Source organism: Kitasatospora sp. NPDC015120, from assembly GCF_043080305.1.
Taxonomy (GTDB): Bacteria; Actinomycetota; Actinomycetes; order Streptomycetales; family Streptomycetaceae; genus Kitasatospora.
Window position 1 is genome coordinate 117,051 of sequence record NZ_JBIBVJ010000009.1, and the last position, 16,385, is coordinate 133,435.

A 16,385-nucleotide genomic window follows, 5' to 3' on the forward strand; every position below is an offset into this window, starting at 1 on the left:
CCCGGACGGGCAGGGATGCCCCGGAGTGGGAAGTCGGACGGGCCGACTTCCTACTCCGGGGCAGGGGCGGCGGCTTCCAAGTCCTCCACGGTGCCGGACATGATGGTCCGCACGTGTCGGGTGATGTGGTCCGTGGGCCAGTTCCACCAGGCGACGGCGAGGAGGCGGGCGATCTGCTCCTCGCTGTAGCGGTGGCGGATGAGGCGGGCGGGGTTGCCGCCGGCGACGGTGTAGTCGGGGACGTCGGTGGTGACGACGGAGCCGGTGGCGATGACGGCGCCGTGGCCGATGCGGACGCCCGGCATCACCGTCACGCCGTGGCCGAACCAGACGTCGTGGCCGACGACGGTGTCACCCCGGTTCGGGAGGCCGGTGAGCAGGTCGAAGTGGGCAGCCCACTCCCCGCCCATGATGGGGAAGGGGAAGGTCGACGGACCGTCCACGCGGTGGTTGGCGCCGTTCATGAGGAACCGTACGCCCGTGCCCAGGGCGCAGTACCTGCCGATGACCAGGCGCTCCGGGCCGTAGTGGTAGAGCACGTTGCGGGTCTCGAACGCGGTCGGGTCGTCCGGGTCGTCGTAGTACGTGAACTCGCCGACCTCGATGAGCGGGGACGTCACCAGCGGCCGGAGCAGCACCACGCGGGGCTGCTCCGGCATCGGGTGGAGGACCGTCGGGTCGGGCACCGCGTCAGGCATCGGCGCCACTGTCCGCCTCGAAGCGGATGACCACGGCCTTCGAGGTGGGCGTGTTGCTGATGTCGGCGGTGGAGTCCAGCGGGACCAGGACGTTGGTCTCGGGGTAGTACGCCGCCGCGCCGCCGCGGGCGACCGGGTAGTAGACGACGCGGAAGTGCGGGGCGCGGCGCTCCACGCCGTCCGTCCACTCGCTGACGAGGTCGACGTACTGGCCGTCGGCGACCCCCAGCTCGATGCCGTCCGCCGGGTCGACCAGGACGACCCGCCGCCCGCCCTTGATGCCCCGGTAGCGGTCGTCCAGGCCGTAGACGGTGGTGTTGTACTGGTCGTGCGAGCGCAGTGTCTGGAGGAGGAGACGGCCGACCGGGACCTCCGGCGCCGTGAGCGGGTTGACCGTGAAGTTGGCCCTGCCGGTGGCGGTCGGGAAGGTGCGGGAGTCGCGCGGGCCGTGCGGGAGGGTGAAGCCGCCGGGGCGGCGGACCTTGTCGTTGAAGTTCTCGAAGCCGGGGACGACCCGGGCGATCCGGTCGCGCAGGGTGTCGTAGTCGGCGGCGAAGTCCTCCCACGGCACGGTGTCCTCGGGCCCGAGGACGGCGCGGGCGAGGCGGCAGACGATGGCCGTCTCGGAGAGCAGACCGGGGGCCGGCGGGCGCAGGCCGCCGCGCGAGGAGTGGACCTGGCCCATCGAGTCCTCGACGGTGACGAACTGGGCGCCGCGGGCGGTGACGTCCCGGTCGGTGCGGCCGAGGGTGGGCAGGATCAGGGCGCGGGCGCCGGTGATCACGTGCGAGCGGTTGAGCTTGGTCGAGACGTGCACGGTGAGCCGGCAGCGGCGCATCGCGGCCTCGGTGACCTCGGTGTCCGGGGTGGCGGCGACGAAGTTGCCGCCCATCGCGAAGAAGACGCCGATCCGGCCGTCGCGCATGGCGCGGATGGTGTCGACGGAGTCCAGGCCGTGCTCGCGCGGCGGTTCGAAGGAGAACTCCCGGCCGAGTGCGTCCAGGAAGGCGGTGGTGGGGCGTTCGAAGATGCCCATCGTCCGGTCGCCCTGGACGTTGCTGTGCCCGCGCACCGGGCAGACGCCCGCGCCCGGACGGCCGACGTTGCCGCGCAGCAGCAGGTAGTTGACCACCTCGCGGATGGTCGGTACGGCGTGCTTGTGCTGGGTGAGGCCCATCGCCCAGCAGACGATGACCTTCTTCGAGGCGACGGTGAGCCGGGCCAGCTCCTCGATCTGCCACCAGGGGAGCCCGGTGGCGGCGAGCACCTCCTCGCGGGAGGTCGACCGGGCCTCGGCGGCGAACTCCTCGAAGCCGTGGCAGTGCTCCTCGACGAAGGCGTGGTCGACGGCGTCCTCCTCCAGCAGCAGCTGGTTGAGCGCACGGAACAGGGCGAGGTCGCCGCCGAGGCGGATCTGCAGGAACAGGTCGGTCAGCTTGGTGCCGTGGCCGACCAGGCCGCGCGCCTGCTGCGGGTTCTTGAACCGCTCCAGCCCGGCCTCGGGCAGCGGGTTGACGCTGACGATGGTCGCGCCGGCGCGCTTGGCCCGCTCCAGGGCGGAGAGCATCCGGGGGTGGTTGGTGCCCGGGTTCTGGCCCGCGACGATGATCAGATCGGCCTGGTAGAGGTCCTTGAGGCTGACACTGCCCTTGCCGACGCCGAGCGTCTCGGTGAGCGCCGAGCCGGAGGACTCGTGGCACATGTTGGAGCAGTCCGGCAGGTTGTTGGTGCCCAGCCGGCGGGCGAACAGCTGGTAGGCGAACGCGGCCTCGTTGCTGGTCCGGCCCGAGGTGTAGAAGGCGGCGCCGTCCGGGGTGTCCAGGGCGCGCAGCTCCTCGGCGATCAGCGCGAAGGCGTCGTCCCAGGAGACGGGGGTGTAGTGGGTGGCGCCCTCGTCGAGGAACATCGGCTGGGTGAGCCGGCCCTGCTGGCCGAGCCAGTAGCCGGAGCGCCCGGCCAGCTCGGCGACCGGGTGGGCGGCGAAGAACTCGGCGCGGATCCGGCGCTCGGTGGCCTCCTCGGCGACGGCCTTGGCGCCGTTCTCGCAGAACTCGGCGGTGTGCGTCTTCCCGGGCTCCGGCCAGGCGCAGCCGGGGCAGTCGAAGCCGTCCGGCTGGTTGACCTTGAGCAGGGTGCTGATCGTGCGGCGGGCGCTCATCTGCTCGGTGGCCATCCGCAGGCTGTGGCCGACGGCGGGCAGCCCGGCGGCCGCGTGCTGGCGCGCGGACACCTCGGGGGCGTCCTGCGCCGGGTCGCTCTGCGGCGCCTGCTTGGCCATGACTGCGCTCCTCGGCTGGTGCGGGGGCCGCCGTCTCGTCGCGGGGCCTGCCGCCATCCTCGCACCCGGGGGCCGGGAGCGGCAGGGGAGGAACGGGGGAGGACGGGGAGGAACGGGGGAGGGCGGGCGGCGGGGCGGCGCGGATAGCCCGGATGCGGCGGCCGGTGGCCGTGAAGGTCATCAACCACCACGGCGAGGACCAGCAGAAGGCGGCGCTGCGGTTCGTCCGGGAGGCCTGCGCGGCCGGCAACCTCTCCCACCCGCACATCGTCACCGTGCACGACCTCGGCGAGGGCGAGCTGGCCGGCCGGCGGGTGACGTACCTGGTGATGGAGCTGCTCACCGGCCGCACCCTGACCGCCGTGCTCCGGGACGGCCCGGCCGTGACGGGCCCGCCGCGCCCGGCCGGCGGGCCCGGCGGCCCCACCCGCGCCCACCGCCGCCACCGCCACCACCGCCGCCGCCGCCGCCACCGCCGACAGTGCGGCGGTCACGCCGGCACCGCCGAGTCGGCGCGGGCGAGGGCGCACAGGAGGGCCCGGGCGGCGGCGTCGTTCTGCCGGAAGCCGGGCGAGTCGGTGCGCGGACGGGCGAAGGCGGCGGCCGCGCGCAGGCTGGTGTGCGGGCCGAGCGCGGTGCGGCGGGGGTGCGCGTCACCGTCGAGGGCCGGGTCGAGCACTCGGCTGTCCCCGGGGCGGATGGTGACCAGGCCCGAGCGGTGGGTGTACTCCGGGTCGGTGACGACCTCCTCGGTGATCCGCCCGGTGCGGTGCAGATCGCGCAGCAGCGGGTCACGGGTGCGGGCCAGCGCGTGCTTGGGCAGGTACGCCTCGACCAGCGCGGTGGCCGTGACGCTGTGGCCGGGCACGGTGGTGCCCCGGGCCCGCCAGGTGCCGCCGGCCTCGTCGCGTTCGACCCGGATGCCGGCGCCGAGGAAGCGGACCACCCCGGCCTCGGAGAGCGCGAGCAGCTGGCGCAGCCGGAAGCCGGGCGGGCCGGAGGCGAGGTAGCTGAAGTAGCCGAAGAACCACTCGTCGACCTCCTCGGCCACCGAGCGGGCGGTGAGCCGGCCGGAGCCGAGCAGCCGGGGCAGCTGGCCGAAGAGCGAGAGCAGGGCGAGGAAGGCGCCGAGGTCGGCGCTGTGGGCGGGGTCGGCGCGGCGGTCGGCGTCCTCGGTGATGTAGCGGCGCAGGTAGTGCTGGAGCTCCTCGGCGGAGCCGAGTTCGAGGCCTGCGAGCGGGAAGTCGAGGCGTTCGAGGTCGAGCCGGTCGGCCGGGTCGGGGACGGCCCGTTCGACCAGGGCGTGCAGTTCCGGGGACGCCCAGGGATGGGCGTCGTAGCCGGCCAGGAACTCCGCCCAGGGCAGGGCGGTGCGTGCGGGGTGGGCGTGGAACAGCTCGTGGTAGTGGCCGAAGCCGATGTCCTTGGCCATCAGCGGCCAGGCGTCGCGGCGCAGTTCGAGCGGTCCGGGGCGGTCGAGCAGGGCGTCGACGGCGGCGGCGTCGAAGTAGCGGGGGAGGGGCGGGCGCGGGCCCTGGAGGCGGTAGGCCGTCTTGGAGTGGTACGGGACGCCGCGCCGGGAGCCGACGTGCAGGACGGGCTCGCGGCCGGAGGGGCGGTAGACCAGGCCGCCCGCGCCGTCCGGCTCGAAGCGGCCGCCGCGGCCCTCGGTGAGCAGGGAGACCAGGTCGACGAAGGCGAGCCCGAAGCCGCGCAGCACGGTGTGCTCGCCGGGGGCGATGCGGTCGAGTTCGGCGGTCGCGTCGGCGGAGTAGGCGGGCGGGACGTGGACGCGGCCGTGCCGGTCGGCGAAGGCGGTGTCGGCGGCGTACCGGGGGTCGGGGGTGGAGTCGAGGTGCCCCAGGGTGAGCACGACGTGGTCGGCGGTGAGCACCCGGTCGGTGAGGTGGACCCGCTGCGGCCCGTCGGCCGGGCCCTCGACGCGGTGCGCGGTGTCCCGGTGGACGGTGACCGTGATGTGCGGCGGCAGGTCGGCGACGGCGCGCCGGAACACCCAGTCCAGATAGGCGCTCTGGGCCCGCCGGGTGGGGAAGTCGGTGGGCGCGAGGGTGCGCAGCTCGGCCCGGACGTCCGGGTCGGTGATCTCCCGGTACGGGGCGAACTCCTCGACGGCGGCGGCCCATTCGGCCAGCGAGGGGCCGGGGCGCACCGGTCCGTCGATGGTGGAGCGCTCGTCGGTGAACATCGTGACGTCCTCGGCCATCGAGTTCATCCGCAGCAGCGGGGACTGCTCGTGGCGCCAGATCCGGCCGCCGCCGGGCGGGTGCGGGTCGACCAGGTGGATGTGCAGCGGCCGGTCGGCGGGCAGCAGTTCGGGCGCGTTGGCGGCGATCCGCTCCAGGACGCCGGTGCCGCGCGGCCCGGCGCCGACGATGACGAGGACGGCGCTCACCGGCCGGCCTCCCCGGGCAGGCCGGCGGGCGCGGACGCGGCGGCGCGCAGCCGCCGGTACCGGGCGCGGGCCTTCTGCAGCGGGGTGGGCGGCAGCCCCTCGCGGGTGGCGCCCTTCGCGTAGTGCCGCTCCACGTAGTACTGCCCGATCGACAGCACGGTGGTGATCACGATGTACCAGATGGTGGCGACCATCAGCATCGGGATGACCTGGTAGGACTGCAGGTAGACCAGCTGGACCGAGTAGAGCAGGTCGGAGACGGCCAGCACGCTGATGATGCTGGTCCCCTTGAGCGCGCTGATCAGCATGTTGCCGGCGGTCGGCACGATCGAGCGCATCGCCTGCGGGACGACGATCCGGCGCAGCACCCGCCACCGGCCGAGGCCGAGCGCGGCGGCGGCCTCCAGCTGGCCGCGGTCGACGGAGAGGATGCCGCCGCGCACCACCTCGGCGGCGTACGCGGCCTCCAGCAGGGTCAGGCCGACGGCGGCGGTGAGGGTCGGGCCGAACAGGTTGACGGTGCGGACGGTGAGGAACTCCGGGCCGAACGGGATGCCGAGGCCGAGGGTGGGGTAGAGGGCGCCGATGTTGAAGAAGAGCAGCAGCTGCACCAGCGCCGGGGTGGAGCGGAAGATCCAGATGTAGACCCAGCTGAGCGTGCGCAGCACCGGGTTGGCGGACAGCCGCATGGTGGCGAGGACGGTGCCGAGCAGGAAGCCGAGGCCGAGGGTGACGGCGGTCAGCCAGAGGGTCAGGGTCAGGCCGTTCAGCACGGAGGTGGCGGTGAACCAGTCGGCGACCACGTCCCACTGGAACGCCTTGTTGCGGATCAGCGAGTTGACCACCATCGCGAAGACCAGCAGGGCGACAGCGGCGGAGACCCATTGGCCGGGGCGGCGGCGGGGGACGATCCGGGCGGTGGCGGCCGCGGCGTCGGGCGCGGTCGCGGGCGGCGGGGCGGCGGCCCCGGTGAGGGGGCGGGCGGGCAGGACGTCCGGCGGGGTGGCCATGCTCGGGCTCCAGGCGGGAGTGCGGAGGTGCGCGCACGCGGGGAGGCGCGCGGGCGCACGGGGCGGGGTACGGCGTGGTCACGTACGGCCGTTGCGGCCGGCCCGCGTCCCTCAACACGGCCGGCGGTGCACTGCACTCCGGCCGCGATCGTACGCGTGAGCGAGCGGCGGGTGTCAAGGGTGGGAAGCCCGGTCCCGGCCGGGTCCCGGGAGGCTTCGCGGGGCGACAGGAGATCGCAACACGGTGGCAATGGAGGGTGGTTGACGCCGTGCGCGGTTCGCTGCTCAACTTGAGGCCATGTACGCCGAGCAGCCCCTGGTCACCCGCGACCACATCGACTTCGGTCGGGTGTGGTCCGCGGCGTGTCGCGGCTGACCCGGCAGCGGGCCGTCCGTCCGGCCCCGTCCTCCCCCGCGGGGACCTCCCTCGGTGCCCCGTCCCGGGCCGGGAGAGCCGTCACCTCCTGACGGCTCGTCGGTCGCGCGCTGCCGCCGCCCCTCCTCCCCTCCTCACCGTGCTGTGCTCCGGCAGTTCCCCCGTCCGCCCGCGGGCCGTCACGTGCCCGCCGCCCTCCCCGCACCACGGCCCGGCCCGCCACACCGCCAGGGCTTCCTCCGGCCTGCCCACCCGCAGCCCACCGGACTGCGTACGACCCGAAAGGCTCCGCCACCATGCCCGTCGAATTCCTCGGCATCGCCGCCACCGCCGACGGTACCGAGACCACCGCGCGCACCACCGCCGCGTTCGACCGCGACTACACGCTGCGGCTGGCCCGCGCCCACGAGGACCACGGCTGGGACCGCGTGCTGTTCGCCTACGGCTCCGGCGCCCCCGACCCGGCGCCCGCCGCCGCGTTCGTCGCCGCCCGCCTCGACACCCTGCAGATCCTGCTCGCCCACCGCCCGAACGTCTCGTACCCGACCTTCGCCGCCAAGACCTTCGCCACCCTGGACCGGATCAGCGAGGGCCGGCTCACCGTCCACTTCATCACCGGCGGCAACGACCACGAGCAGCAGCGCGAGGGCGACTTCCTCACCAAGGACGAGCGGTACGCCCGGACCAGGGAGTACATCGGGATCGTCAAGAAGGCCTGGACCAGCCGGGAGCCCTTCGACCACGAGGGCGCGCACTACCGCTTCCGTGACTTCGTCTCCGACGTCTTCCCCGTGCAGCAGCCGCGCCCCGGGGTCTCCTTCGGCGGCTCCTCGGCGGCGGCCTACGCGGCCGGCGGCGCCGAGGCGGACGTCTACTGCCTCTGGGGCGAGCCGCTGGCCCGCACCGCCGAGCAGATCGAGCGGGTGAAGGAGGCGGCGCGGGCCGCAGGGCGCAGCGACCTGCCGCGGATCCAGGTGGCGTTCCGGCCGATCATCGCGCCGACCGAGGAGCTGGCCTGGGAGAAGGCGCACCGGACGGTGGCCGCGATCCGGGCGCGCCGGGAGGGCGGCGAGCTGGTCCGCCGCGGCCGCCCGGCCGGGGCCGCGGCACCCGAGAACACCGGCTCCCAGCGCCTGCTGGAGATCGCCGAGGCGGGCGAGCGCTACGACCGGGCGCTGTGGACGCCGACCGCCGCCGCCACCGGCGGGGCGGGCAACTCCAACGCGCTGGTCGGCACCCCGGAGACGGTCGCCCAGGCGCTGCTCGACTACTACGACCTGGGCGTGGACATCCTCTCCGCGCGCGGCTACCACCTGGTCGACGACGCCGTCGACTTCGGCCGGTACGTGATCCCGATCGTCCGCGAGGAGGTCGCCAAGCGGGACGCCGCCAAGGCGGCCGCCGAGGCCGAGCGGGCCGGGCGCGCCGAGCACGACCGGCATCAGCTGATCGCGGTCCAGGCGTGACGGGCGCGGGCGGTGCGACGGCGCTCGGCTTCGAGGTCCGCCGGGTGCACATCGACGACCCGCTCGCCGAGCCGCTGGTGCGCGAGCTGACCGAGGAGTACGTCCGCCGCTACGGCCCCGAGGCCCACGAGGAGATGACCCGCTACCCGGCGGACAGCTGGGCCGAGCAGCACGGCGGCGTCCTGCTGCTCCTGCTGGAGGGCGGCCGGCCGGTGGCCGGCGGCGCGTACAAGCGCTTCGACGCGCGGACGGCCGAGGTGAAGCGGATGTGGACGCACTCGGCGCACCGCCGCCGGGGCCTGGCCACCCGGGTGCTGGCCGAGCTGGAGCGGGCCGCCGCCGCGGCCGGCTACCGACGGCTCTACCTCACCACCGGCCCGCGCCAGCCCGAGGCCCGCGGGCTCTACCTGGCCAATGGCTACACCCCGCTGTTCGACGTCTCCGCCGACCCGCTGACCATCGGCCCGCTGCCGTTCGAGAAGCACCTCCACTGACCCACCCCGAAAGGCACCCGTACCCGTGAGAACCACCACCGTCCGCCGCCGCCTGCTCGCGGCCACCGCCCTGCTGCCGGTCCTGGCGCTGGCCGCGTGCGGTTCGGACCCGAAGCCGGTGGCCGCGGCGGGCCCGGGGCAGCAGGCCGTCTCCGCCGCCGCCGAGGACCTCGTCTCCGGCCTGAAGAAGTCGGACGCCGCCGCCGCGCTGCTGCCCGCCGACGTCCGGACCGCCGGCACGGTCAAGTTCGGCGTCTCGATCGGCACCCCGCCCTCCGCCTTCTACGCCGACCAGGCCACCAAGAAGGCCGCCGGCCTGGACATCGACTTCGCCGACGCGGTGGCCAAGGTGCTCGGCCTGACCGTGCAGCGCGAGGAGGCGGCGTTCGAGACCATCCTGCCCGCGCTCGGCAGCGGCAAGTACGACGTCGGCACCGGCAACTTCGGGGTCACCGAGGCCCGGCTGAAGACGATCGACTTCGTCACCTACATCGACGACGGCCAGGGCTTCGCGGTCAAGAAGGACAACACCTCGATCCAGCCGGTCACCGACCTGGTCCAGCTCTGCGGGCTGACCATCGGCACCGGCGCCGGCACCACCTTCGAGACCACGCTCAACGCGAAGAAGAACGCCTGCTCCGACGCCGGCAAGAAGCCCTACGAGGTCAAGGCGTTCAGCGACAACGGCGCCCGGCTGACCAGCCTCCAGCAGGGCCGGGTGGACATCGTCATGTCGACCATCAACGGCCTGCGCTACGAGGCGGCCCAGGAGGCCGCGGGCACCCGCTTCCTCGGCGAGTTCCACCGCCTCGACGTCGGCTTCGCGTTCAAGAAGGGCTCCCCGCTCACCCCGGCGTTCCAGGCGGCCGTCAACGAGCTGATCAAGGACGGGACGTACGAGCGGATCCTCCGCAAGTGGGGGGTGACGGACTCCGCCGTGAAGGAGTCCCAGATCAGCCCGCCCGAGCACAAGTGACCGCCCGCGCACCCGCGACCCCCTGTCCAGGGCCCCTTGGGAGGAGTCCCCCATGAGCACCGTCACCGGCACCACCGAACCCCTCGCGAAACCCGGCGGCAGACCCGCACCCGCCGCGGCCGCCGGCCCGGGCGCCCCGCTCGACCTCGGCGAGCTGGCCGGGCTGCGCACCGTCCGCGCCCGGCACCCCTGGCGCTGGGCGGCCGGCCTCGCCACCCTCGTCGTGCTGGCCCAGTTCGCCCACGGCCTGGCCACCAACCCCGGCTGGGACTGGGCCACCTTCCGGCTGTTCTTCTCCGCCGACGCCATCCTGCGGGCGGTCGGGCGGACCGTCGAACTCACCGTCTACGGCACCGTGCTGGGCTTCCTGCTGGGCGCCGTGGTGGCCGCGCTGCGGCTGTCGCGCAGCGCCATCCTGCGGTCCGTCGCCTGGGCCTACGTCTGGGTGTTCCGCTCGATCCCGCTGATCGTCCAGCTGGTCTTCTGGTTCAACCTCTCCTACCTCTACCGGCGGTTCGGCTTCGGCATCCCGTTCGGGCCGACCTTCGGGGAGTTCGAGACGGTCGGCGTGATGGGCGCGCTCGGCGCGGCGGTGATCGGCCTCGGGCTGCACCAGGCCGCGTTCGCCGCCGAGATCATCCGCGGCGGCGTGATCGCCGTCGACCCCGGCCAGCGCGAGGCCGCCACCGCGCTCGGCGTGCCGCGCTGGCGGCAGGCCTGGCGGATCGTCCTGCCGCAGGCCATGCGGGGCATCCTGCCGGCCGCCGCCAACGAGGTGATCTCGCTGTTCAAGGGCACCTCGATGGTCTACGTGATGGCCATCGGCGAGCTCTTCTACCAGGTGCAGGTGGTGTACGGCCGCACCGGCCGGGTGGTGCCGATGCTGATGGTCGCCACCGTCTGGTACGTGCTGCTGACCACCGTGCTGTCGATCGGCCAGTACTACGTCGAGCGCTACTTCGCCCGCGGCGCCGACCGCACCCCGCCGCCCACCCCGCTCCAGCGGGCCCGGGCGTTCGTCGGGGGCCTGCGCGCCCGCACCGCCACCGCCACCACCACCGCCGCAACCGGAGGACGCTCGTGACCACCCTCGTCAAGGAATCCGCCGGCGAGCGGGCCGAGGTGCCCGCGGCGCCGCCCATGGTGCAGGTGCGCGGCCTGTGGAAGAGCTTCGGCCCGAACGCGGTGCTGCGCGGCGTCGACCTCGACGTGCCGGCCGGTTCGGTGACCGTGGTGCTCGGGCCGTCCGGCTCCGGGAAGTCCACCCTGCTGCGCTCGATCAACCACCTGGAGAAGGTGGACCGGGGCTTCGTCGCGATCGACGGCGAGCTGATCGGCTACCGCCGCTCCGGGGACCGGCTGCACGAGCTCAAGGAGCGCGAGGTCCTGCGGCAGCGGACCAACATCGGCTTCGTCTTCCAGAACTTCAACCTCTTCCCGCACCTGACCGTGCTGGAGAACCTCACCGAGGCCCCGGTCAGCGCCCTGCGCCGGCCGAAGTCCGAGGCCCGGGCCCGGGCGCTGGAGCTGCTCGAACGGGTGGGCCTGGCCGAGAAGGCGCAGGCCTACCCGCGCCAGCTCTCCGGAGGCCAGCAGCAGCGGGTGGCGATCGCCCGGGCGCTGGCGCTGGACCCGAAGGTGCTGCTGTTCGACGAGCCGACCTCGGCGCTCGACCCGGAGCTGGTCGGCGAGGTGCTGGACGTCGTCAAGGACCTCGCCCGGAGCGGCACCACGATGATCGTGGTCACCCATGAGATCGGCTTCGCCCGCGAGGTCGCCGACACCGTGGTCTTCATGGACGGCGGCGTCGTGGTCGAACAGGGCCCGCCGCGGGCGGTCCTCGACGAGCCGCAGCACGAGCGGACCCGGGCCTTCCTGGCCAAGGTCCTCTGACCCGCCGGACCTCACCGGCACCACCCCCCTCTCACCGGCAGGAGTACCGCCATGTCCCTACCCCGTCGCGCCCTCGTGACCGCCGCCGCGCTCGCCGCCGCCCTCACCCTGGCCGCCTGCGGCAGCTCCTCGGACGTCGCGGCGGACCTCGCCCCCGCGAAGGGCAGCACCGCGCCCAACGGCACCACGGTGAACCTGACGCCCCAGCAGAACCGCGTCACCACGCCCAAGGTGGAGGCCATCGCGGCCCTGGTGCCGGAGGAGATCAGAAAGCGCGGCAAGCTGACCGTGGTCGATTCGCTCGGCACCACGCCGCCGCTGGACTTCTACGCCAACGACGACCGGACCATCATCGGGGTGGAGCCGGACCTCGCCTCGCTGATCGGCAACGTGCTCGGCCTGGAGATCGAGTTCAACCCGGTCTCCTGGGAGAACATCTTCGTCGGCCTGGACAGCGGCAAGTACGACGTCGGCCTCTCCAACATCACCGTCACCGAGGCCCGCAAGGAGAAGTACGACTTCGCCACCTACCGCCTGGACATCCTCGGTTTCGAGGCGAAGAAGGGCAGCGGCTGGAAGGTCACCGGCCCCAAGGACATCGCCGGGCGGACCGTCGCCGTCAGCTCCGGCACCAACCAGGAGAAGCTGCTCGTCGCCTGGAACGAGGAGAACGTGCGCAACGGCCTCAAGCCGGCCGAGCTCAAGTACTTCCAGAGCTCCTCGGACTACTACCTGGCGCTCTCCTCCGGCCGGATCGACATCTACGTCGGCCCCAACCCGGTGACCGCCTTCCACGCCGTGCAGACCGGCGAGACCGAGGTGATCGGCACCTACTCGGGCGCCGGGGCCGCGGTGCTCGGCAAGATCGGCGCCACCACCAAGAAGGACAACGGCCTGGTCAAGGCGCTGAACGGGGCGATCAACGAGGTGATCGGCAACGGCACCTACGGGCAGGTGCTGAAGCGCTGGGGCCTGGATGCCGAGGCCGTGCAGACCTCGGAGATCAACCCGGTCGGCCTGCCGAAGACGTAGGTCCCGGCCCGGGCCCCGGGTAGTTCACCCGAACGCCCCTGCCCGCCGCTACCCTGACCCGGTCAGGATGAACGCTGTTCGGTTCCGGCGGACTTGGTGGGGGAAGGCATGAAGGCGGGCGATGTCGTGGGCGGCCGCTACCGGCTGGAGCGGGAGCTCGGCCGGGGCGGGTTCGGCGTGGTCTGGGCCGCCCACGACGAGGTCATCGGGCGTGCGGTCGCGCTCAAGGTGCTCTCCGAGGAGAAGGCCGGGGACGAGGAGGCGGTCGGCCGGTTCATCCGCGAGGCCAAGACCGTCGGGGGACTGTCCCATCCGCACATCGTCACCCTGTACGACTACGGGCGGGTGCAGGACGGCGCGCGCTGGACGCACTACCTGGTCATGGAGCTGGTCCGGGGCCGCCCGCTCTCCGCGCTGCTGGCGGACGGGACCAGGCCGGAGCTGGTGGTCGCCCTGCGCTGGGTGCGGCAGGTGTGCAAGGCGCTGGACTCCGCGCACCGCAGCGACGTGGTGCATCGGGACATCAAGCCCGAGAACATCATGATCACCGACACCGGCGAGGCCAAGGTGCTGGACTTCGGCATCGCCCGTCTGCTCTCCCAGCAGGGCGGCGGGCTCACCTCCACCGGCGTGGTCATCGGCACCCCGGCCTACCTGGCGCCCGAGTGCTGGTCCGGCGAGCACATCGACGGCCGGGCCGACCTCTACGCGCTCGGCGTGATCCTCTACCAGCTGTGCACCGGCCGCCGCCCGTTCAGCGCCACCACGCCGGTGAGCATGATGTACAAGCACGTCAACGAGCAGCCGCCGGCCCCCGGGTCGCCCCACCCGGCGCTGGACCGGCTGATCCTCCAGCTACTCGCCAAGGACCCGGAGGACCGGCCCGCCGACGCCGCCGAGGTCCGGCGCCGGCTGCGCGACGTCGGCCCCGACCCCGAGGCGCTGCGGCGGAAGGCCGACGACGCCTGGCGGCGCGGTGCGGCCGGCTCGCCCGAGCGGGCCGTCGAGCAGCTGGTCACGCTGATCCCGCAGTTCTCCCGGGCCTTCGGGCCGGGCGATCCGCGCACCCTGCGGACCTGCCACGACCTGGCGCTCTGGCTGGCCCGCTCGGGCCGGCCGCGGGCCGCCGTCGCGCTGCTGCGCGAGCTGCTGCCGGCGCTGGACGGCCACCCGCGGGCCCGCGAGGACGTCGGGCGCGACCTGGAGCGCTGGGAGCGCGAGAGCGCCGCCGCCGAGGCCGAGCAGGAGCGGCCGCTAGTGCTCGCCGAGCTGCTCGGCGGCCCGGCGCAGCACGGCTGAGCCGCCCTCGGCGAGCGGCTCGCCGTGGCCGAACAGCACGGTCTCGGCGTCCAGCGCGGCCAGCCGGCGGAAGGACTCCAGGGCCAGGGCCGGATCGGTGTTGAAGACGCCGGGCATGGTCCGGTGCCCGACGTTGGCCGCGAGGTCGCCGGTGAACAGCACCCCCGCGCGCGGCAGGTGCAGGGCGATCGACCCGTCGGTGTGGCCGGGCACGTGCACCACCACGGCGCCGCCGCCGAAGCCGAGCACCTCGCCGTCCGTCACCTCGCGGTCCACCCGGCACGGCGGGGCGGGCGGCAGCGCCGGCAGGGCGTCCCACAGCTCCTGCTCGAACGGGCTCAGCGTGAACGGCTCGGGCGGCTGCTCGCCGCGGACCACCGGGGCCTCCAGCCGGTGGGCGGTCACCTCGGCGCCGTGGCGCCGGGCGAGTTCGGCGGCCGAGCCGGTGTGGTCCTCGTGGTGGTGGGTGAGCACGATGCCGCGCAGCGCGGCGGGGTCGGCGCCGACGGCGCGGACCGCCTCCTCGATCGCGTCGGCCTGCCCGGCGATGCCGGTGTCGACGAGGGTGAGCGAGCCGTCCTCGTCGCGCCAGAGGTAGGCGGTGCCGAAGGCCAGGGGGATGACGGTCAGTTCGGGGCGTACGCGGATGAGCTCCATGGCCGGATCCTGTACCGCGGGGCGGCCGTCCACGCGCCTGTTCGCCCCGGGCTGATCAGCGGGACGGCCCGACGGGGTCCAGCGCCGCCCGCAGCCGCGCCGTGCGCGGCGAGTCCGGGCCCTCCAGCGCGAGCAGCGCGGCCAGCACCTCGGCGGTCTGCGGGTCGTGCAGCGCCGTCGCCGCCGCCATCGCCACGAACTGGTCCACCAGCCACTCGCGCAGCTCGTCCACCGGCAGCGCCCGGCCCTCGTCGAGCCAGCTCAGCGACGCCCCCTCGACCACCGCGATCCACGAGCGCACCAGCAGCGTCAGCCGCGGCCCGGCCTGCCGCACCCCGAGGTGGCGCAGCGTCCGGCGCAGTGCCGCCCGCCGGACGTCGTCGACGATCGCCGAGGTGCGGGCCGTCTCGACCACCGACCCGCCGCGCAGCAGCGCCGAGTAGCCCGCGTCGTGCTCGGCGACGAAGGAGAAGTACCGCTCCAGCACGGCGGACAGCTGCTGGGTCGGGGTGCCGGCGGGCGGCACCGTGAAGCGGTCGGTGAGCTCCTCGGCGGCGCTGCGCAGCGCGGCCTCGTACAGCTGCTGCTTGCCGCCGGCGAAGTAGCGGTAGACCAGCGGCCGGGACGCCCCCGCGGCCTGCGCGACGTCGTCCAGCCCGACCTCCTCGGGCGGCCGGTGGGCGAACAGCTCCAGCGCCACCGCGATCAGCTGCTCGCGCCGCTGCTGCACCGGCAGCCGCCGGTATCCGGCGCGCCGCGGCCGGGCGGCCGGTTCGGGGGCGGGCGGGACGGACGCTGGGCTGGCTTCCATGGCGGTCAGCGTAACCGCCCCGGGCCGGATCGGAGCCGGGTCTGCACCGATCTTCCGAACGGGCGTTTGCGCCCGTCCGGGGCCCGGCCCGGCCGTCCGCGGGCGGCCCGCCGGGGCGCCGCGCCGGGCCGGTCCACCCGGCCGGACGCCCGTGCCGGGAGGCGGCCCGCCGGGCCCCGCCCGAGGATGGGACGCACCACGCCGCCGTACCGAGGAGGCCCGCCGGATGGCGCAGACGCTGGAACGGCCGCCCCGGGCGGGCCGGCTGCGCGGGGCGCCGCGCGCGCTCCTGGCGTGGGTCCGCTCGGCGCCCGGCACCTATCTGTGGCTGCTCGTCCTGGCGGTCACCAGCTTCGTCGTGGCGCGGACGGACCCGCACACCCTGGACTGGTTCCTGGCCGCCCGCTCGACCAATCTGGAGCACCTGCGCTCGCGCCCGGTGCACGCCCTGGTGGCCAGCGCGCTGTGGACGGAGACGTCGAGCTGGCCGCTGTACGCCGTGCTGTTCACGCTGGTCCACGCGAACGCCGAGCGCTGGCTGGGCACCGCCCGCTGGTTCACGGTGGCCGCCACCGCGCACGTGCTGGCGACCCTGGTGAGCGAGGGCGTGGTGGCCTGGGGGATCGTCCGCGGCACCGTGCAGCGCAGCATGGCCGACACGGTGGACGTCGGCGTCTCCTACGCGCTGGCCGGGGTGGCGGGGGTGCTCACCCACCGGTTCGCCGGCCGCTGGCGGTGGCTGTACGGCGGCGGGGTGGTGGTCTTCCACCTGGTGCCGCTGGTGTTCTCGCACACCTTCACGGACCTCGGGCACTTCACCGCCGCGCTGATCGGGCTGGCCTTCTTCCCGTTCGCACGCGGACGGCCCCGCTGGGATCCGGGCCTGGCCCTGCACCGCCGGCGGCAGCGCCGTCCACCCGGCCGGCCCCGTCCGTCCGGGGGCTGATTGGCCGGTCCATGCCACCGGGAAGGGGCTTGCAAA

General features: G+C 74.2%; 14 protein-coding genes. 8 read left to right on the forward strand and 6 right to left on the reverse strand.

Annotation, left to right across the window (positions count from 1 at the left end):
* Positions 1-50: 50 nt before the first annotated feature.
* The 4 genes from ACF1AK_RS21865 to ACF1AK_RS21880 all read right to left on the reverse strand — a co-directional run bounded on the left by ACF1AK_RS21865 (position 51) and on the right by ACF1AK_RS21880 (position 6,399).
* The gene (locus ACF1AK_RS21865) at positions 51-698 is read right to left on the reverse strand and encodes a CatB-related O-acetyltransferase (RefSeq protein ID WP_391500481.1); all 648 of its coding nucleotides are present in this window, start codon (positions 696-698) and stop codon (positions 51-53) included.
* Complete coding sequence (locus ACF1AK_RS21870) at positions 691-2,976, reverse strand: FdhF/YdeP family oxidoreductase (protein WP_391500482.1); 2,286 nt, start codon at positions 2,974-2,976, stop codon at positions 691-693. The genes ACF1AK_RS21865 and ACF1AK_RS21870 overlap by 8 nt, the downstream gene beginning before the upstream one ends.
* A gap of 490 nt (positions 2,977-3,466) precedes the next feature.
* A complete protein-coding gene (locus ACF1AK_RS21875; protein WP_391500483.1) occupies positions 3,467-5,389 on the reverse strand; it encodes an FAD/NAD(P)-binding protein in 1,923 nt (640 codons plus the stop codon).
* Positions 5,386-6,399, reverse strand: coding sequence for an amino acid ABC transporter permease (locus ACF1AK_RS21880; protein WP_391500484.1), 1,014 nt, complete (start codon positions 6,397-6,399; stop codon positions 5,386-5,388). The genes ACF1AK_RS21875 and ACF1AK_RS21880 overlap by 4 nt, the downstream gene beginning before the upstream one ends.
* A gap of 672 nt (positions 6,400-7,071) precedes the next feature.
* Between ACF1AK_RS21880 and ACF1AK_RS21885 the strand changes: the two genes are divergently transcribed.
* The 7 genes from ACF1AK_RS21885 to ACF1AK_RS21915 all read left to right on the forward strand — a co-directional run bounded on the left by ACF1AK_RS21885 (position 7,072) and on the right by ACF1AK_RS21915 (position 13,935).
* On the forward strand, positions 7,072-8,241 hold the full coding sequence (locus tag ACF1AK_RS21885) for an LLM class flavin-dependent oxidoreductase (RefSeq protein ID WP_391500485.1): 1,170 nt from the start codon (positions 7,072-7,074) through the stop codon (positions 8,239-8,241).
* Positions 8,238-8,735, forward strand: coding sequence for a GNAT family N-acetyltransferase (locus ACF1AK_RS21890; RefSeq protein WP_391500486.1), 498 nt, complete (start codon positions 8,238-8,240; stop codon positions 8,733-8,735). Before ACF1AK_RS21885 ends, ACF1AK_RS21890 begins: the two co-directional genes overlap by 4 nt.
* A 25-nt stretch (positions 8,736-8,760) precedes the next feature.
* A complete protein-coding gene (locus ACF1AK_RS21895; RefSeq protein ID WP_391500487.1) occupies positions 8,761-9,711 on the forward strand; it encodes an ABC transporter substrate-binding protein in 951 nt (316 codons plus the stop codon).
* Between the two features lie 52 nt (positions 9,712-9,763).
* A complete protein-coding gene (locus ACF1AK_RS21900) occupies positions 9,764-10,795 on the forward strand; it encodes an amino acid ABC transporter permease (protein WP_391500488.1) in 1,032 nt (343 codons plus the stop codon).
* Positions 10,796-10,851: 56 nt separating this feature from the next.
* Positions 10,852-11,604 carry an amino acid ABC transporter ATP-binding protein gene (locus tag ACF1AK_RS21905; protein WP_391500594.1) on the forward strand — a complete coding sequence of 251 codons (753 nt, stop codon included), beginning with the start codon at positions 10,852-10,854 and terminating at the stop codon, positions 11,602-11,604.
* Between the two features lie 51 nt (positions 11,605-11,655).
* Positions 11,656-12,636, forward strand: a complete 981-nt coding sequence (locus ACF1AK_RS21910; RefSeq protein WP_391500489.1) for an ABC transporter substrate-binding protein — start codon at positions 11,656-11,658, stop codon at positions 12,634-12,636.
* A gap of 108 nt (positions 12,637-12,744) precedes the next feature.
* Complete coding sequence (locus ACF1AK_RS21915) at positions 12,745-13,935, forward strand: protein kinase (RefSeq protein ID WP_391500490.1); 1,191 nt, start codon at positions 12,745-12,747, stop codon at positions 13,933-13,935.
* On the opposite strand, the gene ACF1AK_RS21920 is transcribed toward ACF1AK_RS21915, so the two are convergent.
* Positions 13,891-14,592 (reverse strand): MBL fold metallo-hydrolase, encoded by a 702-nt coding sequence (locus ACF1AK_RS21920; RefSeq protein ID WP_391500491.1) that lies wholly within the window; start codon positions 14,590-14,592, stop codon positions 13,891-13,893. The two genes, ACF1AK_RS21915 and ACF1AK_RS21920, sit on opposite strands and share 45 nt — an antisense overlap.
* A 55-nt stretch (positions 14,593-14,647) precedes the next feature.
* Positions 14,648-15,403, reverse strand: a complete 756-nt coding sequence (locus ACF1AK_RS21925; protein WP_391500492.1) for a TetR/AcrR family transcriptional regulator — start codon at positions 15,401-15,403, stop codon at positions 14,648-14,650.
* 226 nt (positions 15,404-15,629) lie between these two features.
* Between ACF1AK_RS21925 and ACF1AK_RS21930 the strand changes: the two genes are divergently transcribed.
* Positions 15,630-16,349: a rhomboid-like protein gene (locus ACF1AK_RS21930; RefSeq protein WP_391500493.1), complete on the forward strand. Its 720-nt coding sequence runs from the start codon at positions 15,630-15,632 to the stop codon at positions 16,347-16,349.
* The last annotated feature ends 36 nt before the right edge of the window (positions 16,350-16,385 follow it).